The 26,337-nt window shown below is 68.9% G+C and carries 25 protein-coding genes; 10 read left to right on the top strand and 15 right to left on the bottom strand.

Annotated elements, in window-relative coordinates; all coding sequences use genetic code 11:
- The coding region (locus ESP51_RS15380; protein ID WP_129521772.1) for a DUF2868 domain-containing protein at positions 1–1,002 on the top strand (1,002 nt) is incomplete at its 5' end.
- Positions 999–2,558, top strand: coding sequence for a DUF3482 domain-containing protein (locus ESP51_RS15375; RefSeq protein ID WP_129521771.1), 1,560 nt, complete (start codon positions 999–1,001; stop codon positions 2,556–2,558). The genes ESP51_RS15380 and ESP51_RS15375, both read left to right, overlap by 4 nt.
- Before the next feature lie 17 nt (positions 2,559–2,575).
- Here the strand turns inward: ESP51_RS15375 and ESP51_RS15370 are convergent, their stop codons facing one another.
- A complete protein-coding gene (locus ESP51_RS15370) occupies positions 2,576–3,250 on the bottom strand; it encodes an O-methyltransferase (RefSeq protein WP_129521770.1) in 675 nt (224 codons plus the stop codon).
- 67 nt (positions 3,251–3,317) lie between these two features.
- Positions 3,318–3,587, bottom strand: coding sequence for a DUF1876 domain-containing protein (locus tag ESP51_RS15365; protein ID WP_129521769.1), 270 nt, complete (start codon positions 3,585–3,587; stop codon positions 3,318–3,320).
- A gap of 789 nt (positions 3,588–4,376) precedes the next feature.
- Here ESP51_RS15365 and ESP51_RS15360 point away from each other — a divergent pair.
- On the top strand, positions 4,377–5,087 hold the full coding sequence (locus ESP51_RS15360; RefSeq protein WP_241843198.1) for an alpha/beta fold hydrolase: 711 nt from the start codon (positions 4,377–4,379) through the stop codon (positions 5,085–5,087).
- Between the two features lie 57 nt (positions 5,088–5,144).
- A complete protein-coding gene (locus ESP51_RS15355) occupies positions 5,145–5,783 on the top strand; it encodes a TetR/AcrR family transcriptional regulator (protein WP_129521767.1) in 639 nt (212 codons plus the stop codon).
- A 113-nt stretch (positions 5,784–5,896) separates the two neighbouring features.
- Here the strand turns inward: ESP51_RS15355 and ESP51_RS15350 are convergent, their stop codons facing one another.
- Positions 5,897–6,313, bottom strand: coding sequence for a CBS domain-containing protein (locus ESP51_RS15350; RefSeq protein WP_129521766.1), 417 nt, complete (start codon positions 6,311–6,313; stop codon positions 5,897–5,899).
- Positions 6,314–6,529: 216 nt separating this feature from the next.
- Between ESP51_RS15350 and ESP51_RS15345 the strand changes: the two genes are divergently transcribed.
- Positions 6,530–7,927, top strand: a complete 1,398-nt coding sequence (locus ESP51_RS15345; RefSeq protein WP_129521765.1) for an HNH endonuclease signature motif containing protein — start codon at positions 6,530–6,532, stop codon at positions 7,925–7,927.
- A gap of 146 nt (positions 7,928–8,073) precedes the next feature.
- On the opposite strand, the gene ESP51_RS20675 is transcribed toward ESP51_RS15345, so the two are convergent.
- Positions 8,074–8,772 carry a DUF1345 domain-containing protein gene (locus tag ESP51_RS20675; RefSeq protein WP_164990546.1) on the bottom strand — a complete coding sequence of 233 codons (699 nt, stop codon included), beginning with the start codon at positions 8,770–8,772 and terminating at the stop codon, positions 8,074–8,076.
- A 333-nt stretch (positions 8,773–9,105) separates the two neighbouring features.
- Here ESP51_RS20675 and ESP51_RS15335 point away from each other — a divergent pair, with 333 nt between their 5' ends.
- Together ESP51_RS15335 and ESP51_RS15330 are read left to right on the top strand one after the other, a co-directional pair.
- Positions 9,106–9,879 carry an alpha/beta fold hydrolase gene (locus ESP51_RS15335; RefSeq protein ID WP_129521763.1) on the top strand — a complete coding sequence of 258 codons (774 nt, stop codon included), beginning with the start codon at positions 9,106–9,108 and terminating at the stop codon, positions 9,877–9,879.
- A gap of 160 nt (positions 9,880–10,039) precedes the next feature.
- Complete coding sequence (locus tag ESP51_RS15330) at positions 10,040–10,750, top strand: hemerythrin domain-containing protein (protein ID WP_129521762.1); 711 nt, start codon at positions 10,040–10,042, stop codon at positions 10,748–10,750.
- 9 nt (positions 10,751–10,759) lie between these two features.
- Here ESP51_RS15330 and ESP51_RS15325 read toward each other — a convergent pair whose 3' ends face one another.
- Positions 10,760–11,047: a DUF1905 domain-containing protein gene (locus ESP51_RS15325; RefSeq protein ID WP_129521761.1), complete on the bottom strand. Its 288-nt coding sequence runs from the start codon at positions 11,045–11,047 to the stop codon at positions 10,760–10,762.
- A 191-nt stretch (positions 11,048–11,238) separates the two neighbouring features.
- Between ESP51_RS15325 and ESP51_RS15320 the strand changes: the two genes are divergently transcribed.
- Together ESP51_RS15320 and ESP51_RS15315 are read left to right on the top strand one after the other, a co-directional pair.
- Positions 11,239–11,751 carry a methylated-DNA--[protein]-cysteine S-methyltransferase gene (locus ESP51_RS15320; protein WP_129521760.1) on the top strand — a complete coding sequence of 171 codons (513 nt, stop codon included), beginning with the start codon at positions 11,239–11,241 and terminating at the stop codon, positions 11,749–11,751.
- 77 nt (positions 11,752–11,828) lie between these two features.
- Positions 11,829–12,281, top strand: a complete 453-nt coding sequence (locus tag ESP51_RS15315; protein ID WP_164990545.1) for a methyltransferase family protein — start codon at positions 11,829–11,831, stop codon at positions 12,279–12,281.
- 58 nt (positions 12,282–12,339) lie between these two features.
- Here ESP51_RS15315 and ESP51_RS15310 read toward each other — a convergent pair whose 3' ends face one another.
- The 9 genes from ESP51_RS15310 to ESP51_RS15270 form a co-directional block, all read right to left on the bottom strand.
- Positions 12,340–13,599: a hypothetical protein gene (locus ESP51_RS15310; protein WP_129521758.1), complete on the bottom strand. Its 1,260-nt coding sequence runs from the start codon at positions 13,597–13,599 to the stop codon at positions 12,340–12,342.
- Positions 13,589–14,149, bottom strand: a complete 561-nt coding sequence (locus ESP51_RS15305; protein WP_129521757.1) for an RNA polymerase sigma factor — start codon at positions 14,147–14,149, stop codon at positions 13,589–13,591. The genes ESP51_RS15310 and ESP51_RS15305 overlap by 11 nt, the downstream gene beginning before the upstream one ends.
- Before the next feature lie 190 nt (positions 14,150–14,339).
- Complete coding sequence (locus tag ESP51_RS15300; protein WP_206737325.1) at positions 14,340–16,541, bottom strand: glycosyl hydrolase 53 family protein; 2,202 nt, start codon at positions 16,539–16,541, stop codon at positions 14,340–14,342.
- Positions 16,542–16,806: 265 nt separating this feature from the next.
- A complete protein-coding gene (locus ESP51_RS15295) occupies positions 16,807–18,834 on the bottom strand; it encodes a hypothetical protein (RefSeq protein ID WP_129521756.1) in 2,028 nt (675 codons plus the stop codon).
- A 10-nt stretch (positions 18,835–18,844) separates the two neighbouring features.
- Positions 18,845–19,918: a glycoside hydrolase family 130 protein gene (locus tag ESP51_RS15290; protein WP_129521755.1), complete on the bottom strand. Its 1,074-nt coding sequence runs from the start codon at positions 19,916–19,918 to the stop codon at positions 18,845–18,847.
- A 1-nt stretch (position 19,919) separates the two neighbouring features.
- Positions 19,920–20,675: a carbohydrate ABC transporter permease gene (locus tag ESP51_RS15285; protein WP_129521777.1), complete on the bottom strand. Its 756-nt coding sequence runs from the start codon at positions 20,673–20,675 to the stop codon at positions 19,920–19,922.
- Between the two features lie 74 nt (positions 20,676–20,749).
- Positions 20,750–21,700 carry a carbohydrate ABC transporter permease gene (locus ESP51_RS15280; RefSeq protein ID WP_129521754.1) on the bottom strand — a complete coding sequence of 317 codons (951 nt, stop codon included), beginning with the start codon at positions 21,698–21,700 and terminating at the stop codon, positions 20,750–20,752.
- A 14-nt stretch (positions 21,701–21,714) separates the two neighbouring features.
- The gene (locus ESP51_RS15275; protein WP_129521753.1) at positions 21,715–22,992 is read right to left on the bottom strand and encodes an extracellular solute-binding protein; all 1,278 of its coding nucleotides are present in this window, start codon (positions 22,990–22,992) and stop codon (positions 21,715–21,717) included.
- Positions 22,993–23,004: 12 nt separating this feature from the next.
- On the bottom strand, positions 23,005–24,078 hold the full coding sequence (locus ESP51_RS15270) for a LacI family DNA-binding transcriptional regulator (protein WP_129521752.1): 1,074 nt from the start codon (positions 24,076–24,078) through the stop codon (positions 23,005–23,007).
- A gap of 172 nt (positions 24,079–24,250) precedes the next feature.
- Between ESP51_RS15270 and ESP51_RS21275 the strand changes: the two genes are divergently transcribed.
- On the top strand, positions 24,251–24,367 hold the full coding sequence (locus ESP51_RS21275; RefSeq protein ID WP_422386856.1) for a VOC family protein: 117 nt from the start codon (positions 24,251–24,253) through the stop codon (positions 24,365–24,367).
- 104 nt (positions 24,368–24,471) lie between these two features.
- On the opposite strand, the gene ESP51_RS15265 is transcribed toward ESP51_RS21275, so the two are convergent.
- Positions 24,472–26,217 (bottom strand): alkaline phosphatase family protein, encoded by a 1,746-nt coding sequence (locus ESP51_RS15265; protein ID WP_129521751.1) that lies wholly within the window; start codon positions 26,215–26,217, stop codon positions 24,472–24,474.
- Positions 26,218–26,337 lie beyond the last annotated feature (120 nt).

Genomic DNA, 26,337 nt, shown 5'->3' with positions numbered 1-26,337 from the left:
CGCACCGTGCTCGCCGCGCTCCCCCGCGACTGGGCGCGCGTCGCCGCACCGCTCTACGGAGCGCGCGCCGCTCGCGTGCTGCACCTCGCTGCGGCGGCGACCGCGCTCGGCGTGATCGCCGGCCTCTACCTGCGCGGGCTCGCGTTCGAGTACCGTGCGTCGTGGGAGAGCACGTTCCTCGGAGCCGAGCAGGTGCACGCCCTGCTCGCCGTGACGCTCGCGCCGGGATCGTGGGTCACCGGCATCCCGGTGCCCGACATTGCCGCGATCGAGGCGATCCGGGCGCCCGCGAGCGAGAACGCCGCGCTGTGGATGCACCTCATGGCGGCCACGGTCGCCGCCGTCGTCATCGTGCCGCGGCTCGTGCTCGCGCTCGTCGCGGGGCTCGTCGAGCGGCGCCGGGCGAAGCGCGTGGTGCTGCCGCTCGACGAGCCGTACTATCGCCGGCTCGTCGCGGCGTGGGTGGGTGAGCCGGCGCGCGTGCGCGTGATCCCCTACAGCTACACCCTCACGCCCGAGGCGCGGGCGGGGCTCGAAGCGATCCTTGCGCGGGCGTACGGCAACGCGGTTGCGGCGATTGACGCGCCCGTCGCGTGGGGCGACGACTTCGAGCAGAGTTCGGTGACGGATGCCGCGGGCACGGGCTTCAGCGACGCTGGCGAGATCCGCGTGCCGCTGTTCGGCCTCACGGCCACGCCCGAGGATGACGCGCATGGGGCGTTCCTCACGGCGCTCGGCGGTGGCGACGATCGGCGCCGTGCCGCGGCATCCGGAACCACCGTCGCGCTCGTCGACGAGTCGGCGTTCCTCGCGCGATGGGGCGATGACGCCCGGCGACGCGACGAACGCCGCGCGGCGTGGCGCGAGCTGCTCGAGGCGCACGGGAGCGTTTCGGTGTTCGTCGATCTCATCGACCCCGACCTGGCCGCGGCCGAGGCGGAGCTCGCCGCTGCAGCATCCGCACATGATGGCGACGCCACGCCAGATGCGAGGCGGTCATGAGCGAGCAAGGGGCATCCGACGGGCTTGATCGGGGGCGGGGTCTCGATACGGCTGCTTCGCTGCCTACTCGACCGCCGGGGCCGCCGGGGCTGCCGGAGGTGCCCGGTCTCGATGCCGGCGCCGTCTCGCTCTCGCTCATCTCGCACACGAACGCTGGCAAGACGACGCTCGCGCGCACGCTGCTCGGGCGCGACGTCGGCGAGGTGCGCGACGCCCCGCACGTCACCGCCGAGTCGACGCCGTTCCCGCTCGTGCAGACGAGCGAGGGCGACCTGCTCACGCTGTGGGACACCCCCGGCTTCGGCGACAGCGTGCGACTCGTGCGCCGGCTGCGGCAGACCGGTAACCCCATCGGCTGGTTCACGTCGCAGGTGTGGGATCGCTACCAGGACCGCTCGCTGTGGCTCAGCCAGCTCGCGGTGCGCAACGTCGCCGAGCAGGCCGACGTGGTGCTCTACCTCGTGAACGCGGCCGAGGCGCCCGCCGACGCCGGCTACCTCGCCCCCGAGCTCGAGGTGCTCGAGTGGATCGGCAAGCCCGTGCTCGTGCTGCTCAACCAGACCGGCCCTCCGCGCGAGCGTGCGGTCGAGGAGGCGGATGTCGCACGGTGGCGCGCCGCGCTCGGCGACTCCACACCCGTGCGGGGCGTGCTCGCGCTCGACGCGTTCGCGCGCTGCTGGGTGCAGGAGTTCACGCTGTTCGCGGCGATCGATCCGCTGGTTCCGGATGCCTCGCGGCCGGCCTTCGCCCGTTTGTCGGCCGCCTGGCGCGACCTCCGGATGGGCGAGTTCGACGCCGCAATGGCCGCGCTCGCAGGGCCGATCGCGCGTGCCGCCGTCGACCAGACGACGCTGCCCGAGGAACCGCTCGCGCAGCGGGTCGGCGGCTCCCTCGGCCTGCCGAGCCCCGAGCGATCACGGGCCCGAGCGGATGCCGCGGAGCAGATGGCTGGGCGACTGCAGGCCGACCTGCGCGAGAGCACGGAACGGCTCATCGCGATCCACCGGCTCGAAGGGCGAGCCGCCGACGAGGTGCTCGAGCGAGTGGCCGACGACCTGCACATCGACGCTCCGCTCGACGAGACCCGCACGGCCATGTTGTCGGGCGTCGTGTCGGGTGCGCTGACCGGACTCGGCGCCGACCTCGCGGCGGGTGGTCTCACGTTCGGGGCCGGAATGATCGCCGGCGCGATCCTCGGTGTGCTCGGCGGCGGCAGCATCGCGCGCGGCATCAACGCGGTGCGCGGTCGGAGCGACTCGACCCTGCGCTGGGAGGAGGCGTTCCTCGACGGGCTCGTGACCTCGGCGCTGCTGCGGTACCTGGCCGTGGCGCACTACGGACGCGGCCGCGGAGCTTGGCGCAAGGGGGAGTATCCGCCGTTCTGGCGACCGATGGTGGTGGAGGCGGTGGTCGCCGAGCACGATCGGCTCGCGGTGATCTGGGGCCAGCGGGGTGAGGGCGAGGAGACCTTGCAGCGCGAGCTCGAGGAGGTGCTCGTCGACATCGCGCTCGGGCTGCTCGACGAGCTGTACCCGGGCGCGCTCGATGGGGACTAGTGCTGCACCACGGTCTGCTACAGCACGGTCGCGATCGCGATCCCGTCCCACCCCTTCGCCCCGACGGTCTGCAGTGCGGTGGCGTCCACCCGCGGGTCGCTGCCCAGGAGCTCGAGCGCACGTCGGGTGCCGATCACCATCGGGTCGTCGGTGCTCGGGTCGGCGACCTCGCCCCCGCGGCCGATGTTGTCGACGACGATGACGGTGCCCGGATGCCCCAGGCGGATCGCCCAGTCGATGTAGATGGAGTTCGACTCCTTGTCGGCATCGATGAACACGAGGTCGAAGGGCTCGTACCCGCGCTCGGCGATCCGCGGCAGGGTGTCGGCGGCGCGCCCGACGATGATCTCGACCTGCTCGGACACTCCCGCTCGCTCGAGGTTGGCGCGGGCCACGTCGGCATGGCGCTGCTCGAGCTCGAGCGTCACCACGCGGCCATCGCGGGGGATGCCGCGGGCGAGCCAGATCGTCGAGTAGCCGCCGAGCGTGCCCACCTCGAGCACGTTGCGAGCCCGCGTCATCCGTGCGAGCAGATGCAGGAGCTTGCCGGCGAGTGGCGTGACCTCGATCGCGGGAAGACCCGCGTCGAAGGAATCGGAACGTGCAACGGCCAAGGCCGTGTCGTCGTCGAGCAGGGTCGCGGCGAGGTAGTCGTCGACGCGGCGCCAGTTCTCAGGGGTGGAGTCAGCCATGGTGCCAGCCTCGTCGCGGCGGCGCGGGTACGTCAACCGGGGATCGCGGGGCGCGGCATCCGCTGCCCTAGCGGTGCAGGTGCGCCGACTCGCCAGTGGCGCCCTTGATGTCTCTCTCGGTTGTGTGCAGCAGTCGCTCGGCGAGGTTGCGCAGAGCGCGCGCGACTGCGAGTTCGTCGCCGATCTCGGGCACGCTCGGATCGTGCGGGTTGCGCTGTGCCTGGCCGACGCCGGTCACATCCTGACCTGCGGGCGTGCGCAGGCTGACCTGTGCCAGCGTGGTGTCCTCTTGCTCGTCGATGTCGACGGTGATGCTCCAGTGCTTCGTCGCATCCATGGAACTCACCACCCTCTCTGGTCTGGTTCTGAGCTCAGCGTACCGAGGTGCTGCTGATCGCAGACATCCTCTTCCCTCCGTCGCCACTGAGTGGTATGCCGGGTCGTAGGTGATGAAAGGTTCGGTCGAGTCGTGAGGTAAGAGCGGGAGCACCGGGTTTCAGGCGGCCTCCTCACCCGAAGGTAGCGCCAAGCAGACCGCGGCTGGTCCCACCCGCCGCCGGACCTCCTCGTCAGCGCCCACCGACCGGAGTCGGCCGCACGCCTGCCCGCCGGCGCGGACCTCGAATCGATCCGCGACGTAGTGCACCATGTCGTCCGAGTGCATCGACTAACCACGTGGTAAGTTAACGAACCACATGGTTAGTGAGCGGACACACCGGGTGTTCGCGCGCCAGACGGGAGGCGAACAGACATGCGAGTTCCAGCGGAATCGAGTACTCCACAGGAGCGCGGCATCCGAGGAGGCGACGGTCGAGCGGACCGCGAGGGAATGACCTCGCAGCCGACTGCATCGGAGGGAGGGACTCGGCGCCGACGTCGGCGCCGGCGCGCGCTGCTCATCGTGGCGAGCGTCGTGGCGCTGCTGGCCGTCGCCGGTCTCGCCATTCGCGACACCTCGCCGATCGGCCACTTCCGTTCGGCCGAGAGCCACGATGCGTTCGCGGCCGCATACGACGCCGCCATGGAAGAGATGCCGACCCCTGATGCGACTCTAGACGTGCGCACCGACTTCGGGGTCGTCCGCTTCTATCGCTTCGACGGGGCGAACCCCGACGCGGCACCGCTGGTGCTGCTGCCCGGCCGCGCGTCGGGGTCGCCGATGTGGGCCGACAACATTCCCGAGCTGCAGCAGCTGCGCACCGTCTACACGCTCGACCTTCTCGGGGAGCCCGGCGCCAGCATCCAGGACCGACCGATCGAGAACGATGCCGAGCAGGCGCAGTGGCTCCACGAGGCGATCGCTGAGCTGCCGGACCGAGAGGTGAATCTGCTCGGCGTCTCGATCGGCGGCTGGACGGCGATGAACCTTGCTATCCACCAGCCCGAAAAGGTGACCAGCGTCACGCTGCTGGATCCGGCAGTGACCTTCGCCGATATCGCGCCTGAGGCGGTCGTCCGTTCCATCCCGGCCTCGGTGGCATGGTTCCCGAAGTCGTGGCGCGACGACTTCAACAGCTGGACGGCCGGCGGGGCCCCCGTCGACGATTCGCCGATCGCCGCGATGATCGAATCGGGCATGCAGCATTACGCCCTGAAGCTGCCGGCACCGGCCCGCTTCGCGGAATCGGCGGTCGCTGACGTACGGATGCCGGTACTCGTCATCATGGCCGGGAAGTCGGTCATGCACGACTCAGCGGCGGCGGCCGAGTTCGCCGACCGGACGCTGCACGACGGGACCGTGCTCGTTTACGAAGACGCGTCGCACGCGATCAATGGCGAGTACCCCGAGCGGATCGCCGACGACGTCGCGTCGTTCCTGGCGGCGACGGGCGAATGAGGACGTACGCGCAGGCTTCGCACCGAGCTCGCACGACCCGCGTGGCAAGGTAGAGGCATGCCGACGATCCCGAGAAGCGAGCGAGCGGCCTCCGGTCGCCCCGCGACCTTCACCGAGGAGGCTCGGCGCTCGCAGCTCGTCAGCGTCACGATCGACCTGGTGGCCCGGTACGGCTACCGTGGTTGCTCCCTTCAGCGCATCGCCGACGCCGCCGGTATCAGCAAGGCGGCGGTCATCTACCACTTCGAGTCGAAGGACGCCGTGATCCGCGCGGCGTACGACAGGGTGATCGAATCGCTGACGGAGTCGGTGGCCGAGAGCGTGAGCAGCGCCCCTGATGCCGCCGGGAAGGTGGACGCCTACGTGACCGCGCTCGTCGGCTACATGTCGGCGCATCCGACAGAGGTGCGCATGATCGTCGAGGCGCGCGACGAGTCCAACGACATCGGAGTGGTGCGAGCGACGGATGCCGCGGTGAGGTGGGCGGCCCCGGCCCGCCTCATCGACGATGCCCGGCGTGCGGGCGTCTACCCCGACGATGCCGACGCGCGCAATCTCGCGGTCATCCTCGGCGGAGCCATCGATGGCGTGGTCGCGGAACATCTCGCCGATCCCGACTTCGATCTCCAGCGTGCCGCGGCCGACATCCTCGCCCTGCTGCACGGGCTGAGGCGGCCGGCATCGCCCGCCGGCTGATCCCGGCAGCGTGTCGCGGGCAGGGCTACACCGCCGATACCGAGGAGCCGTTCCACTACGACGACATGGCCACGCACGCCACCAAGGTGCTCGAGCATGTCGTCGTGCGGTGATCACTTCTCGGAGATCTCCGCCACGGTCTCTCCGGTCGCGGTGGCCGACAGCGACAGCGCGATATCGGCCTGGCTGATGATGCCCACGAGGTTGTGGTCGTCGATCACCGGCAGGCGACGGATCTGGTGCTTCTGCATCAGCTCCATTGCCTTGAGGATGTCGTCTTCGGCACCGATCGTCACGGGCTTGCCTTCGCCGAGACTGCCTGCGGTGACGGTGCTCGGGTCGCCGCCGTCGGCGATGCACTTCACGACGATGTCGCGGTCGGTGAGCATGCCCTTCAGTCGGTTGTCGTTGCCGCAGATGGGCAGCGCTCCCACGTCGAGGTCGCGCAGCAGCCTGGCGGCTTCGACGAGCGTCTGGTCCTCCTTCACACAGGTCGGATCGGGCGTCATGATGTCACGTGCAACGGTCATCGGATGCTCCGTTCGGTCGGGTTCGGGCGTGCGTCTGTTCAGGCGGCGTCGGGGCCATGGTAAGCACAGCTGCCGCCGCGCGGCGTGGGGTTGACGGAGTCGGATGTCGCGGGGCGCACTTGTCCTCAACAGGTTCTCGTTTGGTGCCTAAATCCACAGGCTGACCAGCCATTTTCGGGGCGTTCGAATGTCAGTGGGGCCCGGAAGAATAGACCCATGACCGGCACCCGTGAAGCGCTCGAGCAGCTCCGCTCGACGCTTGCTGGCGTGCTCGCGTTCGGTGATGCGCGGCTGTGGTCCGACGATGAGCTGCTCGTCACGATGGGTGAGCTCGAGGCGCTCGGCCGGCTCGTCGACGCGCATCGTGCGGCGTTCGCGGGTGAGATCGCCGAGCGGTCTCGGGTTGAGCTCGGTGAGCAGCGCCTGTCGGCGCGCAAGGGGTGCCGGTCGGCTGCCGAGCTGGTCGAGCGGGTGACGCAGGCGTCGGGCTTCGAGGCGCGTCGGCGCATCGCGCTGGGGTCGGCCACGCGGGCACGCTCCGGGTTCACGGGCGAGCCGATCGAGGCGGTGTTTCCGCTGGTCGCGGCCGCGCTCGCTGCAGGGGAGTTGGGTGCGGATGCGGCGTGCACGATCATCCGCGAGCTCGACCGCACCCGTACCGTCGCCGACCCGGTCGCGTTGGCGACCGCCGAGCAGGCCCTTGTCGCCGAGGCGAGCGGTGGCGGTGACGGTGGGGCGGTGCGGTGCACTGCTGATGAGTTGCGGGTGCAGGCGCAGGCGTGGTCGGTGTTCCTCGACCAAGATGGTCGCGAGCCCGACGATGAGCGGGCGATGCGCCGCCGAGGGTTCCGGCTCGGGCGGGCCCGCGACGGGTTGATCCCGGTGACGGGTGAGTTGATGCCCGAGGTCGCGGCGAAGCTCACGCGGCTCTTCGACGCGCATCTTGCGCCGCGTTCGGGCGGCGGTTTCATGACCGATGAGGAACGCTCGCGCATCGCCGAGTTCGGTGAGACCCGCACGGCCGATCAGCAACGTCACGACGTGCTCGCTGCCGCGATCGACACCGCGGCGCGCTCGGGCGAGCATCCGATGATCGGCGGCGCCGCACCGACGGTGCTCGTCAGTGTCAGGGCTTCCGACATCGAGTCGGGGCGTGGTGTCGCGCACGCCGACGGCGTCGAGGTCCCGATTTCGCTCCGCGCGGTCCGGCACATGATGTGCACCGGTGGCACGCAGAAGGTGGTCTTCGACGACGATGGCCGCATCATCGCCCTCGGCTCCCCCGAGCGCTGCTTCACCCCGCACCAGCGTCGTGCGATCACGCTGCGTGACGGCGGATGCCTCATCCCCGGGTGCTCGGTCGCTGCCGCCTGGTGCGAGATCCACCACGTCATTCCTGATGTCGACGGCGGTCCCACTCATCCCGACAACGGGGTGCTGTTGTGCTGGTTCCATCACCGCAGCATCGACACGTCAGGTTGGGGCATCCGGATGCTTCGCGGCGTACCGCAGATCCGCCCGCCGGCGTGGCTCGATCCCGGCGGCGGCTGGCGCCCCGTCACGAAATCCCCGACCCGGCTCGCCGACCAGCACGACCGAAGGCCGGCAGCCTGAGCACCACGGTGGTTGAGTAGCGTCGGGCGCAGCCCGACGCGTATCGAAACCACACCCGGCGGTCCGCCCTGTGGAACGGGGAACCGACGACCGAACGACGTCATCGCATGCCTCAGCGCTTCACACACCCGCCCCGAGGCATCCGCTCATCGACCCCCGCTGATCGTGTTCAGCGCGAGCACGATGATGAAGCCGTTGAAGAAGAAGCTGAGCACGGAGTGCCAAGTCACGGTCCAGCGCACGCGGGTGGTGGTCTCGACGTCGTTCGCGGTGAAGCTCGTGCCGATCTGGAACGCGACGTAGACGAAGTCGACGAGCCTCGGGGTCGGAGTCTTCGGGAAGCGCATCGCGGGCACATCAGCCTCGCGGCCGCCAGCGATGCCGGGGCGCTCGCGGTGGTACAGCCGGAAGTAGATCTGCGCGAAGCCCCAGTGCAGGAACCCCCACGCGAGCACCATCGCCCAGACGCCCACGATGTCGATCGCGCTGCCGACCACGGGATCGCTGTGCAGCAGGAGCAACTCGCTCGCGGCCGAGACGCCGATCAGGCTTGCGGCGATCGTCGTAATGAGGGCGACGCCACGGCTCGGCGCGCGCGGCGGAACGGTCGTCTCGATGCCGCGCCATTCGAGGCGCGACGACCAGCCGATGATCGACATCCACGCGATCGCGTACAGCGACGAGACCACACACCACGCAGCCATCAGGCCGAGCTCGAGCAGCGGGCCCGACGCGACGATGAACGCGATCCCGAGCCCGACGATGAGCGCGAGCGCGATGAGGTTCACGATGCGGATGGTGCGCATCGCCACCGTCGACGGGCGGCGGCTCGTGACATCCGTCATGCCAACCCCCTCGAGCGCCATGTCTGCGACCCGACGAACGGCTCGCGTACCCATGTTGCCCCCAGGTGTGGCTCGAGGACCAGTGATCAGCGCAGTGTCGCAAACCGAGGCCCGCTCGCGGGCCGGCGTTGCGGGGTGCAGATGGTTCCGTGCACGACCTCGCCGACCATCCGCTTTGGCAACCCGGTGCGGCAGCGCGGCGCGCGAACTACCCTGAACGCATCGACCGAGGAGGTCGGCATGAGCGACACGACCGACCGTGAAGACCGCAAGCAGACCACGGCTCGCCCCATCCTCCACCGGATATAGCGACCCAACGAGGGAGATGAAGCGGTGGCATACATCGACATCGACGGACTGGACACCTGGACCGAGACTCGTGGAAGCGGTGAGAACATCGTCGTCCTCCTTCATGGCGGCCTCAGCAACAGCGACGTGCTCTTCGATCTGATCGGATCGAGCTTCGAGCACAACTTCCGCGTCATCGGCTTCGACCGTCGCGGCCACGGCTACACCGCCGATACCGAGGAGCCGTTCCACTACGACGACATGGCCACGCACGCCATCAAGGTGCTCGAGCACGTCGGCGCATCGAAGGTCCACCTCGTGGGATGGAGCGATGGCGGCATAGTGGCGCTGCTCGTCGCGCTTCGCCGGCCCGAGCTCGTCGACCGGCTCGTGCTCATCGGCACCAACTACCACTTCGAGGGCATTCACGAGCTGGATCTGGACGACGACGCACCGCCCGTGGGACTGCTCGAAAGTTACGCGGAGCGCTCACCCGACGGCGCCGACCACTTCCCCGTCGTCGCGGAGAAATTCATGGCGATGGCCACCACCGAACCGACGCTGACGACCGACGATCTCGCTCGACTCGAGCATCCCACCCTGGTACTCGTCGGCGATGACGACCTTGTGCGTCTGCACCACACGGTCGCGCTCTATGAGGCGCTGCCGGCCGGTCGACTGTGCGTCCTGCCCGGCGCTTCACATACCGTCGTCATGGAGCGCCCGCAACTTGTGGCCGCGATCATCGAAGACTTCCTCGAGGGTGCAGAGCCACCTGAGACGCTCCTCCCGATCCGGCGCGCCCTAGGAAGAACATAGGGAACCTGTTCGGCGATGTCATGAGGCCGGTGGCCCGAACAAGTTCGGTCCCATGCTGGCCGGTGAACGCGTGCGCCTGTCGGCCGGGCTCTTGCCGCGGCATCCGCGAGCCCGTAACGTCGCGAGCGACAGCGTCCCGTCATCGACGATCGGAGCCGACATGCCTGCGACCGCGCTTCCCGCGAGCGGCGACCAGCCCGGCCGGGGGGCCGGCGCACCGAAGACCTGCGACGCGAGCGGCATGGCCGAGATCCACCGGATGTTCCGGGCCGGGTTCGGCGAGGGGCCCGCACTTGTCAACGGGGTCAGCGAGGGCGACTCGGCGCACGCCGATGTCGTCGGCGACCACCTCGACATGCTCTCGGTCTCACTGCACGCCCACCACGAGGGCGAAGACACCATGCTGTGGGACACTCTCGAGGGCCGCGCCCCCTCCTGCGCCGGGCACATCGCCCGAATGAAGGAGCAGCACAGCGCCATGCTCATCTACCTCGACGCGCTCGATGCAGCACTGCCCGCGTGGCGGGCGAGTGGTCGGTCATCGGATGCCGCGGACGTGCTCAGTGCCCTCGACGGCATCAATGCCGCACTCGCGGTGCACCTTCCCGATGAGGAGCAGCACGTCGTGCCCGTCATGGAGACGACCCTCACCCAGAAGGAGGTCGACGCCCTCGGCGAGCACGGTCGCAAGGCGACGCCGAAGGGCAAGATGTTCCAGCAGCTCGGGGCCATTCTCGCGGCGCAACCCGACGGCGGCGACGAGTGGCAGCGCGAGCACCTGCCGCCGCCGGTGCGACTCATCTGGCGGCTCGTCGGCAGGCGCAAGTACGAGGCGAATCGGGCAGAGCTGGTCGCCGGCCAGCGAGGGTAGGCGTGTGGCTCAGCCGTCGTGCACGTCGAGCTCGACCGCGATCTCGTCGCCCTGACCGATGCCCTCCGCCTTCAGCACCGCCTTCTTGAGCGGCAGCGCGTAGGTGTCGGCCGACGGGAAGATCGAGGTGTTCCACGTCGTGCCGCCGACCGTCGCGGTCACGCGAACGGAGTCGAAGCCCCGCGGCATCCGTGGCCGGTCGGCGATGTCGGCGCTCGGCTCTGGCGGCACGTCGACGAAGAACCAGTTCCTGCGAGCCGACCACTCGTAGATCTCGGCGGTGAAGCGGATGCGCATGACGGCGATGGTACTCGGCGGATGGCACCGCCGCCCGGTGGTTGAGTAGCGCCGCGCGAAGCGCGACGCGTATCGAAACCACCCCGCTGAGCGGTGATCGCTGAGCTGCTCGCTTGCTGTGGCGGCCATGAAGTCCGAATCCCGCTGGCGTTGGCGCCCCCAGGCCGGCGCGACGGGGCGAGGATGGAGGCATGCCCCTGCGCCACGCGACGCTCCCGACCTCGCTCGGCGACCTGCTCGTGGTCGCCGACGCCGACGGGCTGACGGGCATCTACTTTCCTGGGCACTGGCACCCGCCGAGCGCGGATTCGATCGGGCTCGCGGTGGATGCGGCATCCGAAGCCCTCTTCATGGAACTGGGGAAGCAGCTCGCCGAGTACCTCGATGGTCGCCGCACCGTCTTCGACCTGCCGACCGCCGCGGCCGGTGACGCATTCGAAGAGGCGGTGTGGGCGATGCTTCGCGAGATCCCGTACGGCGCGACGACCACCTACGGCGAGCTGGCCGTGCGGCTCGGCGATCGCAACCTGGCGCGGCGGGTCGGGTATGCGGTGGGCCACAACCCGCTGAGCATCCTCGTGCCGTGTCACCGCGTGGTGGGCGCGAGCGGCTCGCTCACGGGGTACGCGGGCGGCCTCGAGCGCAAGCAGTTGCTCCTCGAGCTCGAGGGTGCGGAGGTCGTGGCGCAGCGGCGGTTGTTCTAGGGTCTTGCGCTGGAGGCATCGCCTTCGCGACCGCGTCATGCGGAATCCGGAGGAAGATGGGGCACGAGGAGGCGACGATGACGGATCGCGCGAACTGGCTCGTGGCGGCGCAGTTCATGCTCCTCGCGCTGTTGCTCCTGCCGGGCGATCCGCTCTGGAGCGAGACGTGGATCACCGTGATCGCAGTGCTGCTCGGGCTCATCGGAGCGGCCCTCGTGATCGCCAGTGCCACGGTGCTCGGACGAGACCTCGTGCCGTGGGTCGCGCCGAAGCCTGGTGCGCCGCTTCGCACCGGTGGCGTGTTCCGGTTCACGCGCAATCCGATGTACCTCGGGCTCCTCATCGCGACGGCCGCGTGGGTGCTGTGGCGTGGGCGGCTCGAGCTCATCGTCGTGTGGGTGCTGCTCGCCGCGGTGCTCGTCGTGAAGGCGCACGTCGAGCAGCGGCGCCTCATCGCCGCGTTCGGCGACGAGTACCGCGCCTATGCCGAGCGCACGCCGCTGCTGCTGTTCGCGCGCGGCATCCGCTGACCGTCGATCCCCAGGTTGACGAGAACCGAATGGACAGCGGATGCCGCGCTGCGGGTGTTTACGGCGCGAGCTGTGCGAGTACCGCCTCGGCGAGGGCGATCGCGGTTTCCCGGTCGTTACCACTGACGTTGATCCAGTCGGGACCGACCGCGAGATCCACGGCGCAGGCCGACGCGTCGGGCATCTCATAGCACCGAATGGACGCTTCATCGTGGGAGCCGAGACCCTCCAACTCCAGCGGCGAAGCGGTGGCTGCGGCCAGCATCCGCTCGTATGCCCAGCGCCCGTCACGCACCCAGTCGACGCTCGCCACATAGTCCTCCCCGGAGCCCCAGTTGCATCCGGTGTTGCCGGCCTGATAGCGGGCCTCGCCCCACTCGCTCCACCCGCCGCCGCCATCGATGTAGGATTCAGCTTCGGGCTTTGAGCTGATGGACCGCACAGTGTCGAGCGAAATGAACGCTCCGCAGTCCTCTGGGAGCGGCGCACGGGTTCGCTCCGGCGCCATCGGCTCGGTGGCGGGACCTGCAGCGCTCACAGCTTCAGTGATCGCATCGAGGAGGGGCTGCCAACCCGAGGGGTTCAGCGCGTTCGGTTGGCCTCCATGGGCCTCGACGGCCACCCAGGCGTCACCGATCCCGGACGTCGCATAACATCCGCTCTCGCTGCAGTGACTTCCATCAAGCGGCATGCCGTAGCGCACGGCGCGTTCACTCCATCCATCGACGGGTCGCGGCACGACCGTGACCATGACGCCGAAATAATCCGGCCCCACCCCGTACTGGTCGTTCGCGGGTGCCCCGTTCGACCATTCGCACACCGTCCCACCGAGCGAGAGGATCGAAGTGCGTCGCGGGATGGCGATACCGACTCCAGCGGCCGTGACGATGGGGTCGACAGGCGCTACGGCGCTGGTGAAGAGGGCTGACACGAATGAATCGTCGATCATCGACTCGCAATCCAGCCCGTAGCGAGACGCCGGCTGCTCCCACGTGTCTGCAGGAACCACCACGAATTCGGATGGCGTCGGCGTGGGGGTCGGCACGGGCGTCGGTGTCTGCGACGTCGTCGCCGTGGAATCGGGAGCGGTGTCGCTCGGCGCGCCGAGCGGCGAGGGCACGATGCCGAACGCGAACGCAGCGCCGGCGCCGAGGCCGAGCAGCAGCGCCACTCCGAGGAGCACCGCGAGGACGCGGTCGGTCAACGGCGAGCGCTTGAGCGCGGACTGCGGTTCGTGCGCGACCTGCTCGAGCACGTTGCGCTTCATTGACACGAGCAGGCGTGTCAGTTCATCACCCGTCGGTGGTTCAGTTCTCATCGAGGGTCACCGCCTTCCTCAATCGGATCCGGCTACGGGACACACGTTGTTTCACTGCGCCGACGCTGAGACCGAGGCGCTTCGCGGCCTCGGCGTAGGGGAGTCCTTCGATCAAACAGAGCTCGCACACCTGCCGGTCGACGGGTTCGAGCTGTTCGATCTCGTCGAGCACCCAGCGCAGGTCTTCCCGCGCTGTCTCGGCGTCGAGACGCTGGCGCGAGAGGCCCGCGAGGTGCGTCGAGTTCTCGTCGAGCTCGTCTGCCTGGTTGCGGGCGGCCTTGCGAACGAGATTCATGCCGAGGTATCGGCACGTGACGAGCAGCCAAGGGAGCAACGACGCATCCGGGATCGCGATCTCTGCCGCCTTGCGCCACGCGGTGACGAACGTGTCTTGGACGATCTCCTCGACGTCGTGCCGGTTCGGGGCGATGGCCCATGCATACCGTGTCACCGCCGCGGCGTGCCGATCGTACACAATCGACAACGCCCTCTGATCACCGCTCGCCAACCTTCTCAAAAGGTCGGCGTCGGTGCCTTCGTTCTCGTCCACATGCACCCCCTCACTCTAGGAATGTCGCCGAACGCCAAGAGGTCACACGCGGGGCTGAAGTTTCTTGGTGGGGCGCGCAGACGAGGCGATGGCCGGAAGCCATCCCTGCTCCCGGCCATCGCCCATCAGTCATCCCTCATCGCCACTCAGTGCTCGGCCGGCATGGCCAGCACGCGCGACGTCAGCTCAATCACCCCAGCGGCTTGAGGTTCTTCACCGCCTTCTTCACGAGCTTCTTCGCGGCATCCGCGTCGTCCTGCGTCGCCCGCGAGCCGGCAAGCACGACCTCGCCGATCGCGACCGCTTCGTCGAGCATGGCGAGCGAGGCATCCGTCCACTTCGTTCGATCGACGGATGCCGCAGCCGCGAGCGCCGACTCGAGCGCCGACGTGTCGACCGATTCGGCCGCGGAAGCCGCAACGAGACGCACGTCGTCGAGCACGCCCCAAGCCCCCGCCGAGAGCGCGAACTCCGCGCGCACCTCGACGATGCCGTCGGCGCCGACCACCACGGTCGGCAGGGTCGCGGTGTGGAACTCGTTCCACGCCGTGAACTGCAGCGGTGCGCTCCAGCTTCCCTCCGACGTCACGGCCGACAGCGTGCGCTGGTCACCGACGGGACTGCCCGTGCCCTGCGACGTGGCCTGCAGCGTGTAGGTGCCAGCGGGTACGCCCGCGAGGGTCTGCGACACCGACGTCGTGTACGCCTGCCCGCTCCAGAACGTCACGGCGAAGTCGCCGTCCGACCCGTCGGCGGTCTGCGTTCTGGCCGCGGGTCCCGTCAGCGACCACGCGCTCATGTCGGCGCTCTCGAAGCTGTGGTTCCGCACGACGTTCGCCGCCAGCACGGTAACCGTTGCCACCACGTCGAGACCGGTTGAGGTCTGCCCCGGGATCTCGTAGACGCCCGGTCCGCGGATCCAGTCGACCGCGGTGCTCCACGTGACCGACGGATGCTCCGTGCTGCCGTCGTTATAGGTGACCGTGATCGTCGTGGGCAGCGACACCGGTGCGGCATCCGTCACCGTCAGCGCGATCTTCTCGACCGACACCACCTCGCGCGGTGCCACCGCACCCGTGCGCACGTAGTCGAACGTTCGCAGCGATTCGAGGGGAGTGCCGTCCCACGCGAACAGGGCCTGGTTATCCCACGCCGAACCGCCGAACCATTCGCCGACGTGCACCGGGTCGTACTCGTTCGCGAAACTCGTCGCCCAGCCCGAGCCGTCGCGCTCCCACAGCGCCCGGTTCGCGTCGAGCTCGCTCGGCGGCCCGACCGGCAGCCACGCGGGCTCCCAATAGAACACGCCGATACCGGCATCACCCACGGCCGCGACCGCCGCGATGACGTCGCGCAGCTGGGTCGCCTGCCCCTGCACGCTCGCGGGATAGTCGTCGGTGATCGTGCCAGCGCCGATGACGTTGGGGTGCCCGTCGCCATCTTCGAGGGTGTGCGCCCACGAGGTCTCGGCGACCATGACCTGCTTGCCGTAGGTCGTCGCGATGTCGCTGAGCACGGTCGTGAGGTTCTCGGTCGAGCCGTGCCAGTACGGATAGTACGAGCTCGCGAACACGTCGTAGTCGACGCCGAACTGCGCGAGGCCCGCGGCATACGTCGCGTAGCGGCCGGATGTCTCGGGGTTCGTGAAGTGCACCGCCACGAGCGAGTCGGGCAGCACCTCCCGCACGGCGGCACTGCCGGCGGAGAGCAGCGCCGCGAACTGCGCATCGATCGCCCGGCCCGCACGGGTGTACCCCGCGATGGCGTTGTTGGTCTCGTTGCCGACCTGCACCATGCTCACGTCGACACCCGCGTCTTCGAACGATTGCAACGCATCGGCCGTGAAGTCGTGCAGCGCCGTGACCGTCTCGGCGGGGGAGAGGCCGGCCCACGCCTTCGGCACGAGCTGGCGGGCCGGATCGGCCCAGAAGTCGGAGTAGTGGAAGTCGACGAGCACGCTGAGGCCCGCCGCCGTGGCACGTTCGCCGATCTTCACGGCACGCGCCACGTCGACGTTGCCGCCGCCGTAGCCGTGACCTTCGGCATCGAAGGGGTCGTTCCAGACGCGCACGCGCACAGTGTTCACGCCGCTGTCGGCGAGCACGTCGAAGAGGTCGGCGGGCTGGCCGGTGACGTCGCGGAAGACCACGCCGCTCTCCTCGAGCGACAGCACCGTCGACGCGTCGACGCCGTTCACGAAGTCGGATGCCAGCCCATCGACCTTCTCGACGAAGATGCCAGCCTCGACGGGACCGTCGGTCTCCTCCGACCAGGCCGCCGACGCGCCCGCGGGCACCGCGACCAGGGTGGCGAGCGCGGCCGCGATGGCGACGACGCCGGTTCTTACTCTGCGCGTTGCCCTGCTTGTGCGTGCTCTGTTGCGATGACGCAAGATCCTTGCTCCCTCTTCCTTCGGCAGCCTCGTGGGCGCCAGCCGGGGAGGCGGAGGCGTCCGCAACGCTGCGGGTGTGTGAACTGTGTGCGCTCCCAGTTTCTATCACACCATGGAGCTATTGGCCACCCTTTCATGCGCGCTGAACTGCGCTGAATTGCCCGGACCTGCAAACGGTTGGGACTCGGAGCGGTCACAGGTTTCGCAGGAAGCGACGACGAGAGCGACGCCGCTACGAGACGACGCCGCTCCCCGCAAACAACACCTATCGCGTGATCACCGCGAACCCACCCGAGGGCAGCAGTACCTCCGCACGCCCGTTCACGACCTGCTCACGCTGCAGCACGCCCCGGTCGTCGTAGACACGCACGGTCGATTCAGCGCCCTCGAACCCGACCTCGGTCTGCTGCCGTCGCTGCGACGTCGAGTGCACGAGTTCGGTCGTGCCGCCCGAACCGTCGAGCACGAGTCGCGACACGGAAGGCCGCACCAGGAGCGCGTCGAGCGTGACCGTGCCGTGCTCCACCCTGGCCGTGAGCGAAGCGCTCGTGCCGGGCACCGACGACTGCAGCTGGCGCGGGAGCAGCACACCCGACGCCGGACTGATGCCCTGCGGCTCGCCGCTTCCGTCGAGCACACCCGCGGGCGTGCGGCCCGCACTCCAGATCGAACGCGCACGGGCGCCCTCCGGCAACCACGCGACGGGCTCGGCCGAGCGGGGCACCTCGGCGGTGCCGAGGTCGAACGTCGCGTTCTCGCCGCGATCGAGCACGAGCACGTCGCCGCTGATGAGCGACTCGCCCGTCCACGCCGACGCGGGCGCCTCCACCGACCCGGTCGTCGACGTCGTGGACTCGGCTTCGATCACGCGAAGTCCGTCGAGCTCCGCGACATCCGTCACCGTCGTCGCCCGCTGCGCGATCTCTGGGCTGGCGTCGAGCGCGATCATCGTCAACAGCCCGTGGATCGTGCTCTCGGCGCCGCTGTTGCGGTTGATCGAGCCATCGGGCTGGATGCCGTCGAAGGTGATTCCCGTTGCGGGGTCGTACATCGGCTCACCGGCGCGGTTGGCGCCGAAGAACCACGCCGCTTGCATCGCCGCGAGCTCCTCGAATGCAGAGCTGCCCGAGGCATCCGCCACCGAAAGCAGCGATTGCACTCGTGAATCGGCGCCGTAGGCGATCTGCACCCGATCGGCCGGCGTGGGGAACCAGCCGTTGTCGGGCCCGCCGGCCGTGAGCAGGGTCGTCGTGAACCCGGTGGAGTCGGCGATTGCCGGCTCGAGCAGCGCTGCATCGTCGAGGGCGACGGATGCCTCGGCCAACGCCGCCGGCATCTGCGACCCCCACGCGTGCCACATCGACCGCGACAGCGCCCACGGCAGGATCGCGCCGTACGGCCACGACTCCGTGTCGCCCGCGCCCATGGCGGCGATGCCCTCGGCGAGCCGCTCGAGGGTGGTGCGCGCGGCCTCGTCGCCGGGAGCCGCCTCGACATAGGCGGCGAGGCCGAGCACGGCCTCGGCCGTGGCATCCGCGCCGTCGACGATGAGCCACGCCGGGACCTTCATGCCATCGGAGATCTCGTACTCGCCGTAGCGGTCGAGCACCTGGCGATCGACAGCGTCCCGAGCGAGGCCCAGGCGATCGGCGAGGAACGCCGCGAAGTCGGGGTCGGTGTCGGCGAATGCCGCGAACCCCTCGCCGAAGGCCCAGATGGTGCGGGCGAGCCAGTAGCTCGCGTCGGAATCGGAGGGATCGGGCAGCTCGACGGGCTCGGCGCTCGGGTTGAGGTCGCCGTCGGGTTGCATCCACAACACGACGTTGCCGGCGTGCTCGCCGTCGGCGGTCTGGAGGTAGGCGAGCGACCGCAGCAGTTCATACGCGTTGACGCGACTCGCCTCGTCACCGGTCTGCTGCCAGTGCCGCAGGTACACGACGGCGGCGCGGGAGACGTCGTCGGCGTTGTAGGCGCCCTGGCCCCAATCGCCGGTGACGGGGTCGAGTGGCCCGCCGCCGACCCGCTCGAAGGTGCCGCCGTCGCGCGCATCCGCGTAGGTCCACGGGAGCACGAGCTCGGGCTCCTCGGCGAGACGGTAGGTGGTGTGCCCCGGCACCTCGGCCGGGCTCGCCGTGTCGAGCAGGAAGTCGAGGTGGGCGGTGTTCGCGAGCGGCTCGGGGGCGGCGGGTTCCGCATGCGCGGGGGCCGTGAGGCCGCCGGTGAGTGCGAGCGCGGCGGCGAGGCCGAGCGCGAGTGTCGCCCAGCGAGGGCGGCGTGAGGCATCCGTGGTCATGATGTGCCCTTCATTCGGCGACGTGGTCGAGGCGCGCCACGCCGATCTGCGAGTCGGCCATGCCGTAGAACACGTAGTGCTTGCCATCGATGAGTTCGATCGCGGTGGGGAAGACGACGTTCGGCACGATGCCGCTGCGCTCCTCCTCGGTCTCGGGAGCGAGGAGCGGCTCGGAGGTGCGTGCGAGCACGATCGTCGGATCGTCGGCGTCGAGCAGCATCGCGCCCGCCGCGTAGTTGACGTTCTGCTGCTGCGTGAAGGCCTTGTCGATGGTGCCGGTGACGCCGTGGTGGATGAGCAGCCAGCCCTCGGGCACTCGAAGCGGCGGCGGGCCTCCGCCGATCTTGAGCTCCTCGAACGCGAACTCGGGTGCGGCGAGCAGGCGCGACTTCTGCCACACGGTGATGGCACGGATGTCGGCGAGCGCGGCGTCGAGCGGGATGTACGCGATCCAGATCGACTGGCGGGGATCGGTGATGCCGGCCGGGAGCCGAACGCCCTCGCCGGGCTTGGTCTCGCCGAGGTCCCACATCGGACGGTGCAGCACCGCGAGGCTGCGGGTGCCGTCGGGCGCGGTGACCGGTTCGGGGAAGAACGTCGTGTCCTTGTTGTGGAACAGGTTGAGGTCCATGTCGAGCGCCTCGTCGTAGGCGAAGAGCGCCGGCCCGAGCCGGCGCCATTCGCGCAGGTCGTGCGAGACGGCGATTGCGGTGCGCGGACCGAGCGGACCGAAGGCGACATACGTCATGACCCAGCAGTCGAGGGCATCGATGCGCGTGACCCGCGGGTCTTCGACCCCGGCGCCGGACGCGCCGCGTTCCCACCCGCGATCGGGTTCCAGCACCACGCCCTCTCGCACGACGCCGACCGGCACGCCGCCCTCGACCTCCACTCGCGCGAGCCCGACGCGAGAGACGTTGCCTTCGGCGACGAGCCGGGGGAGCAGGTACAGCGTGCCGTCGGGCAAGCGGCCCGACCCCGGATTGAGCACGCCCTCGACCTCGTTGGGCTCGCCCGGTTCGGGCCGCATCACGACCCCGATTCGGGTGAGCGTGTAGGGAACGGTCGTGGTGGTGATGGACATATCAGCCTTTCACTCCAGAGCCGAGATCGTTCGAGACGAAATAGCGCTGGAAGATGATGAACAACGCCACGGCGGGTCCGGCCAGCACGACTGCGCCGGCCATCATCGCGCCGAAGGGATTCGACGTCGATGCGGCGATGTTCGAGATGAAGTTGGCGAGCGACACTGCGAGAGGTTGCAGTGCCGCCTCCTTTGTGATGAGGAACGGCCAGAGGAACTCGTTCCACGGCCCGATGAACGTGAGCAGCACCGCGGTCAGCAGCGCCGGCCGCACGAGCGGCAGCGCCACGGTCCAGAGGAGCCGGAACTCCCCCGCACCATCGATCCGTGCCGCGTCGAAGAGCTCCTTCGGCAACTGCAGGAAGTACTGGCGGAAGATGAGCACCGCCGTGGAGTTGATGAAGAACGGCAGGATCATCCCCAGATAGCTGTCGGAGAGGCCGTAGTCGCGGGCGATCATCACGTAGAGCGGGATCATCAGCAGCTGGAACGGCACGACCTGCACGAGCAGCACCATCGCGAACGTGATGCCGCGGCCCCGCCAGTTGAGTACCGCGAGCGCGTATCCCGCGAGCACCCCGAACACGACCGTGCCGAGAATCACGCCACCCGTGAAGATGCCGGAGTTCGCGAGCCCCTGGAAGAGGTTCACGCGCTCGTTGATGGCGACGTAGTTCTCGCCGGTGAGGTTCGCCGGGTCGGGGAACGCGCCCGAGATGGTCGGGTCTGGAGTCGCCTGCAGCGAGCCCACGATCATGTAATAGAACGGGAAGAGGAACGCGATCGCACCGATCGCGAGGAGCACGTACCGCAGCGCGGCCTTCACGCGCGTCACGACTCCTCACCGCCTGCGAAACGTCGCTGCAGCCACGCGATGACGAGCACGAACACGATGAGGATGACGCCGATCGCCGACGCGACATCCGGATTCCCCTGCTCGATGCCCTTCTGGTAGATCAGCAGCACCGGCGAGGTGGACGCGCCGTTCGGGCCGCCTCCGCCCGTGAGCAGGTACGGCTCGGTGAAGAGGTTCGCCCCGGTGATCGTCGCGAGGAGCAGCACGAGCACGGTGGCCGGGCGAACGCCCGGCACGGTGACCGAGAAGAACCGGCGCACTGCACCGGCACCATCGACGGATGCCGCTTCGTAGAGCTCCTTCCCCACGTTCTGCAGCGCGGCGAGGTAGAGCAGGATGTAGAAGCCGAGGCCCTTCCACGTGACGAACAGCGCGATGGTGGGCATCGCGAGCCCCGAGTTGACGAGCCACGACGGGTCGGGCGCGAGCGGCCCGAGGATCTGGTTCACGAGCCCGTTCGAGGTGAACAGGAACAACCACACGGCGACGATCGCGACCGACGCCGTGACGTACGGCACGTAGTAGCTCACGCGGAAGAACGTGCGCGCGTGCACGACCTTGTCGAGTGCCGTCGCCAACAGGAGCGACAGGCCCACCGTGAGCGGCACGTTGATCAGCAGGAAGATGCCGACGTTGCCGAACGAGCGCCAGACGGCGGGATCCTCGATGACCGCGATGTAGTTGTCGAACCCCACGAAAGGCCGATCGACCTCGGCGCCCGGCGCGGCGAAGAAATAGTCCTGGAACGACATCCACACCGCGAAGACCACCGGGTACGCGAAGATGAGCCCCACGAAGACGAGGTACGGCGTGCTGAAGAGCAGACCGAGGGGGTGCTCCCCGAGCCACCGCCGTCGGCGGCGGCTCGGGGGAGCCTCATCGGGCTTGGTGGCCGCGCGGCGCGGCGCGGCTTCGACGGCGGTCATGGCCGGAAGCCCGATCAGCCCTGGGCGAGTTCGTCGATCTCGGCGGCAGCGTCGGTGAGGAAGGTCGAGACCGGCTCCTCGCCGAAGATCACCGAGTTCGAGTAGCCGTCGCGGAACGTCTGCCAGATCTCGATCGAGTTCGGCACGTTCGGCACCTCGACGGTGCGAGCGGCCTGTTCACCGAACTGCTCGTAGGCGGGGTTCGCCTCGAAGTAATCGGCGTACGTCTCGGTCAGGTTCTGCCGCAGCGGCATCTGCCCGGTCTCCTCGAGCCAGATGCCGTCTTGCTCCTCGTTCGTGGAGAACTTCAGCACGTCCCACGCGGTGGCCTGGTTCTCGCACGCGGTGAACATGCCGACGTTCTTGGCGTCGCTGAACGTGTAGGTCTCCTCAGGAGCAGTGCCCGCTTGCGTGGGCACCGGCACGGAGCCCCACTCGACGTCTTCGCCGTAGACCGAGATCGCCCACGGGCCGACGATGGACATCGCCGCAAGACCATCGGCGAAGGCATCGCCCTGGTATTGCTCGTTCCCGGCGAGCCCCTCCGAGTAGAGCGTCGCCCAGAACTCCGCGACGGCCTCGCCGTTCGCGTCATCGAAGGTCGCCGCACCGTCCTCGACGAGCAGCTTGCCGCCCGACTGGGCCGCGTAGAGCGGGTAGAAGTCGAACCAGCTCTGGAAGAACTCGCTCGTGGGCGCCGGGTTGATGGCGAACGGTGCCGCGCCGGAGGAGACGAGCGTGCGAGCCGTCGCGAGGAACTCGTCGTAGGTCGCGAGCGGCGGGTTCTCGGGGTCGAGGCCGGCCTGGGCGAACATCGCCTTGTTGTAGAAGATCATCACCGGGTTCGACTTCCACGGCATCTGATAGAAGCCGCCGTCGGTCGAGCGATACTGCTCGGCGAGGTCACCGCTGCGCTCGGTGATGTAGTCGTCGCCGTCGTCGAACTCGGAGAGGTTCACGAGGCCGCCCTGCTTCTGGAACTGGGGCACTGCCGCGGGGGAGGTGTTGTAGACGAGGCATGGCGCGTTCCCGGCGGTGATCGCCGCACCGATGACCTCCTCGCTCGAGCTTCCGGCGGGGATCTCCTGTGCCTTGACCTGCTCGTCGGCGTGCTCCGCGTTCCAGGCCTCGACCATCTGCTTGCCCCAGGCGATCTCGGCTTCGTTGTTCGAGTACCAGATGGTGATGTCACCGCGGCCCTCGTCACCGCCGTCTCCGCCTCCGCTCGTGCACGCAGTGAGGGCGAGGAGTCCCGCCGCCGCAACAGCGGTCGTCATGATTCGTCGGCGCATGGCCAGTTCCTTTCAGGGGGCGGCGTCGATGCCGCGCGGATGAGCGTTCGGTGCGGTCGCCGTCGATTCACGAACGACGAGCCTCGGTTCGGGGAGATCGATGTTCTCGGCGGGCTGCTTCGCGATTGCCGCGAGCAGGAGCCGGGCCGATCGAGCACCCCAGTCCGTGGCGTCCGTCGCCACGGTGGTGATCGAGGGGAACGTGTGCTCCCCGAGTTCGGTGTTGTCGAAGCCGGTGATGGAGAGGTCTTGGGGCACCCGGAGGCCGGCGCGTTGCGCAACGCCCAGGCCGGCGAGCGCCATGAGGTCGTTCGAGTAGACGATCGCCGTCGGTCGGTCGGCGCCGAGCGCGATGAGCTCGCGGGTGGCGCGGGCGCCGTCGATGGCGCTGAAGTCGGTCTCGACGACCGCGACCGGCTCGACGCCGTTCGCGATGGCGGCGGCGACGAACGCGTCGGCGCGACGACGGCCGTGCAGCATGCTCGATGGGCCGGCGACGTGCGCGATCCGGCGGTGGCCGAGCGCGACGAGGTGTTCGACGGCGGCGCGGATGCCGCTGCCGTCGTCGACCGACACCGACGGGAACGGCGAGGGGACATCGGGCCGGCCGAGGGTGACGGCGGCGAGGCCGAGTTCCTGAACCAGTGCGATGCGGTCGTCGCCCGCGCGCAGGTCGGTGAGGAAGACGCCGTCGACGCGCTTGTCGGCGGCGAGGCCGCGGTAGGTCGCGGCCTCTTCACGGCCCGGTGTCGCCTGCGCGAGCACGAGCACTTGCCCCGCCGTCGAGAACTCGCTCTCGACCCCCGCGATGAACGCGTGGAAGAAGGGATCCGCCGCGATGACGTCGACGCTGCGACCGATCACGAGACCGAGCGCATACGAGCGGTCGACGCTGAGGGATCGGGCCCGAAGGCTCGGCGTCCATCCGAGGGCCTCGGCGGAGGCCAGGATGCGGGCACGGGTCTCGGCGCTGACGCCGGGCCGGCCGTTCAACGCGAAGGAGACGAGGCCCTTGCTGACACCGGCATGGCGCGCGACATCCGTGATCGTCGGGCGTGCCGCAGCCTGCTCGGCGTCTTCGCTCATCGGGGGCCCTCCGTCAACGGCTTCGTGACATCAGCGCCTCGTCGCACCTCGGTGCGGAACAGATTGGGGCGCGGGTCTAAACCGGTTTAGTGACACCATAGCGGCACGATGGCGGGGCCACAAGGGGTGCGTGGTACGAACGCCGTGTCAGGGATCGTGGAAACGTGAAGCCATGGCCCAACACCACCAGCACGGCATTCCGATGAGCATCGGCTACGTCGAGATCTCCGTCACCGATATGGCGACCGCACGAGAGTTCTACGGCGCCGCGTCGGGTGGCAGTTGGTAACGCAGAGAAGCCGAAGGTGACTCGGAGCGGTTACAGGAATGCAACTAGCCGAGCCCAGCGGCCGACGGATGAGGCTCCCAAGCGACCCTGGGTCAGCCGGCAGCTCAGTCAGGTGGGCCGAACAGGCCCCGTCCGTGCTGCTCGATGAATGCATGCGCCTGTCGATAGGTGACTGGCAGGGAGTCCGTGACGCCCGCGTGGGCGGCGAGCAGCCCCAGGAGCCCTCGGCCGGGAGGGCTGAGCGGACGATCGTCGTCGCCGGTGGGAACAGGGTCCTCGGATTCGGGGTTTCGTGGTGTGTATTGCGGATGCGTCTGCGGCCACGAGGCTGCCGGTCGAGCGTGCTGGAGCGTGACGGCCAGGTCCAGCGTCGGAGCGTTCCGGTCGCGATCCGTGAGGGGCTCGAGATCGTACTTCCTGGTGAGGGTGCTGATCACGCTGGCGTGATGCACGGGATCGTTGACGATCTGGCCCGCAGCCGTATACGCCGAGATCGCGATCGCGGGCACACGTAGGCCGAGTCGGTCGAACCTGAACCCCATCTCGCCTTCATGGTCGTCACCGGGCGGTACGGCTTCCGGCGGCGGAACATGATCGAAGGTGCCGCCATGCTCGTCGAACGTGACGAGGAGCATCGTGTTCAACGCGTTCGACCCGGTGGCGGACTCGCCGGCCCGGATCGCCGAGTAGATCTCGTGCAGGAGTGCCTCGCCGGCTCGGACGTCGGAGATGGCGCCTCCGGTGACCGGCACACCGTCGACCTCGGTCGTTCGAATGTCGCCGACAGGAGGGTGCATATCGTTGTGGTCGTAGGCCATCCGCGGCTCGATGAAGGAATAGGCCGGCAGTGAACCGTCGGCGCTCGCCCGGTAGAACTCCCTCATCGGGCGGAACCTGCTGTGCCAGAACGGCTTGAGCAGGGGTGCGTGGATCAACCCGGTCATTGAGACGAACTGGTGGTCGTCGTAGTACACGCACCACGAGATTCCGGCGTCCTCGAGTCGGTTGAAGATCGTCGGCACCGTCGCGCGATTACTCCGCCATTTCGCGTATCCGCCGTTGTCGTGGTTGGTGACGAAGCCGTGCGAGGTCGAGGCGTGGAAGAACGATCGGTTGGCGAAGGTCGGGCCCGGCACAGCGCAGTGCCAGTGATCGAAGACGGCGAACTCGCGCGCGAGCGTCGAGAGCACGGGCAGCATTTCGGGCGTGAACGACCCCAGCGCGACATCCGCCTCCTCATGGGTCGGGGCAGTGCCGCGCTCCGCATGGAACGTGTTGATGTAGTCACGGACGAATCCGTCCATCGTGGCCGGCCTCGACGCGCTTGGCGCGTTGAAGGGCGCCTGCATCTGCGCCACCTGCGCCTGGGCGTTGCCGGGTGGATCGACGGTGCCGAACAGCTGCGTGTTCACGTGGGGATAGTCCTCACCCGGATCGGGCCGCGGGCTGCTCATCACCTCGTCGGTGGTGCCGGTGTACGCATGCGTCTCGACGCGCCGGCCCTCGTGATCGTCATTTCCGAACGGTCCTTCATTCAGCCCGGCGAACGACTGCCCGTTCGGGGGGCTGGACTCCGAATACAGGTAACCGAGCATGTTGTCGAACGACCGGTTCTCGAACATCACCACCACCAGGTGGTCGAACCCGGGCCCAGCCGCGCGCGGCGGGATCGTGCCCTCCGGCTGCAGGGTCGCAGCCGGCGGTGTCGCCGGGTCCGGCCTGCCGGCGGTTGTTCCGGCGGCGAATCCCGCGACGCCACCGGCAGCCGCTCCCGCCGCGGCCGCGCCGCCCACGCGAAGGAACTGCCGACGGCTGGGCTGAGCGTCAGGATCATTCGACCGGTCAGCCATGAACGCTCACTCTGTGCGCCCAGCCGAACCACGGCTGCGGCAACGCTCGTGTTCCATCGACAACTCCCCGAGCGCCTGTCGAACCGGTAGGAGGCGGAACGCCCACTCATGCAGAACACT

The sequence above is a fragment of the Agromyces albus genome, assembly GCF_004134825.1.
Lineage (GTDB): Bacteria > Actinomycetota > Actinomycetes > Actinomycetales > Microbacteriaceae > Agromyces > Agromyces albus.
The sequence above is the reverse complement of the archived record's forward strand: the minus strand, read 5'-3'. Positions and strand labels throughout refer to the sequence as shown.